This window comes from Bartonella sp. MU70NMGDW, assembly GCF_042194085.1.
GTDB classification, from domain to species: domain Bacteria; phylum Pseudomonadota; class Alphaproteobacteria; order Rhizobiales; family Rhizobiaceae; genus Bartonella; species Bartonella grahamii.
Genome location: NZ_JBHIMK010000179.1, coordinates 1 through 2476, shown reverse-complemented (window position 1 = coordinate 2476; position 2476 = coordinate 1). Strand labels below are relative to the sequence as shown.

The following is a 2476-nucleotide window of genomic DNA, read 5'->3' as shown; positions in this document are numbered from 1 at the left end:
GGTTCAAGCCCATCAAATTTTTCTTGTCCTCGCAAAAACTGCAAAAAAGAAACGGTACAGCTTTCCCCATAAAGGTCGTCATTAAAGTCAAACAAATAGGTTTCCAAAAGTGGCGCGCCATCTTTAACAACCGTTGGACGACAACCAAAGCTTGCAACACCATCATACAAAACACCGTTCGCACGACGTAAACGCACCGCATAAACACCATGAGCCAAGCGAACTTGGGAAGGCAACATTTGATTAGCGGTAGGAAATCCCAAAAGACGTCCAAGTTTATCGCCTTGAATAATATTGGAGCATACCCGATAGTGATACCCTAACAAATGAGCCGCTTTTTCTACGTTCCCTTGTGAGAGAAGCTGTCGAATAAAACTAGAGGAAATAATCAACTGTTTTGAATCTTGAAGACGAGAAACACAAGGAACTTGCACAACCTCAAATCCATATTTTTTTCCCCTTTGGCAAAGAAGATGTGAATTTCCACTTTTCTGATGACCAAATTGAAAATTTTCCCCTGTCACCACAACTGAAACATCAAAAACCTGTTTTAAAATCGATTTGATAAATTCATCCGCTGAAAGCGTGGCAAAGTGCGCATCAAAGGGCTGTTCAATCACGCCATTAAAGCCAAGGACTTTAAAAATTTCAGCTTTTTCAGCTGCCTCTGTCAAACGATAGACAGGAGCTGAACGTTGAAAAAAACTTCTTGGATGTGGTTCAAAGGTTAAAACAACTGCTGGTTTCTTTTTTATCTGCGCGAAATCAAGCGCTTTTTGCAACACCATCTGATGTCCGCAATGAACACCATCAAAATTTCCAAGTGCCAACACGGCTCCCCACCAAGCCGAGGGAAACATGTGAGTCCCCTGAAGACGCAAAAAATTAGCCATTACTGAAGTGCCCACATGATTGCTTGTGGTTTATAACCATGACGTTCAAGAAAAGAATGCAAAGCTTGCTTATCCACCACACCATTTTGCGCATAATCATAATGATGAATCCCCCCCATAATATAAAGGGCATCAAGACCAAAATGAGCTGCCCCCTTAATATCTGTCAAAAGACCATCACCGATAGCTAAAACTTGACTTTTTTCCACAATTCCACGAATGTTTTGAAGTTTTTCAAAGGCACACTCATAAATAGGCGCGTGAGGTTTTCCAGCAATGCGTACTTCCCCCCCTAATTGTTGATAAAGACGCGCCAATGCACCAGCGCACCAAAATTCTTTATTTCCATAATGGACAATCACATCAGGATTAGCACAAATAAAAGGTAAATTCCGCGCCCGCATGCGAAGAAACATCTCCTCATAAGCAGAGGGTTCTTCGTCAAAATCTTCAAGAAAACCGCTACAGACGACAACAGAAGCCTCCCATTCTTCAACAAATTCACACTCTAACCCTTCAAACAGCACCAAATCACGTTGTGAACCAATAAAAAAAACTTTACGCGGAGCAGTCCGAATGAGATCGCGCGTTACATCCCCTGAAGTGATAATGGCATCATAATAGTCACGATGAACATTCATGCTTTGTAATTGAGCAGAAACATCTTCCCGTAGCCGAGGAGAATTGGTCAATAAAATAACACTTTTTCCCATTTGTCGAATTTTATACAATGCTTTCAACGCTGGTTCAAATGCATGTACACCGTTATGCACAACACCCCACACATCACAAAAAACAGCATCATAACGCGTTATAATAGTCTCAATATGGGTAAGTTCATTCATGGTGCACCTATCTTTATTTATCATTTAAAGCTGTCTTTTATTCCAAAACTACTTACCGAAAGATAATACTTGTGTCATCTGCTTTCTCAAACCATATTCCAACTTTGCATCGCTTATAGAAATCATAAGAAATGACAAAATAAATAAGTTATCGTTAAGTTGTGCAAAATTCTAAAACGCTTTATATCAAAAGCTTATCATTCCACAATGCTCATTTTTCTCATAAAAACTTTAATTCTAACAATAACTGCGTTGATACAGTTTTTTATCTAAAACACGCACATTCTTTAAAACGAACAAAAAAACTCCTTAAAAAAACGCTTCCCTAAGTATAGAATTATTGATTTATAATAATAATTTATTATTCATACATAATGAGAAACCAAAATATCTTTTCTCATTTCAAATCTGTTGATATTGAATCAATCAAAACTATTCGCTTGCACATTATAAGCAGGATGAGCGTATAAATAAAAACACGTGAAGAGAGAAAAAATAGCTTTTATCCTCCCTTTCAAAGGTAAAAACTGTCGTAATATTTTAAACTGACAAAGAGTATGTGCCCTCCAAGCATCTTTTTTTTCAGTAAAGATAGAAATATAGCTTTTATCCCATTCATCGAAGCTTTTACGTTATACACTTTACAAAACGCCATTCGTGAAATGGGCGCTAACATTGAGAAATATCTTCTTAAAACAAACATGTGAATATACAACAACCAAATCTATTCTGTTTTGA

General features: G+C 37.7%; 2 protein-coding genes. Both read right to left on the bottom strand.

The genetic code is table 11. The features are described 5' to 3' along the window. The coding region (locus ACFIKE_RS09390; protein WP_375649539.1) for a bifunctional riboflavin kinase/FAD synthetase at positions 1 to 893 on the bottom strand (893 nt) is incomplete at its 3' end. Further along, entirely contained in the window at positions 893 to 1738 is an 846-nt protein-coding gene (locus tag ACFIKE_RS09385) for a TIGR01459 family HAD-type hydrolase (RefSeq protein WP_375649537.1), read from the bottom strand. The genes ACFIKE_RS09390 and ACFIKE_RS09385, both read right to left, overlap by 1 nt. Positions 1739 to 2476: the final 738 nt, after the last annotated feature.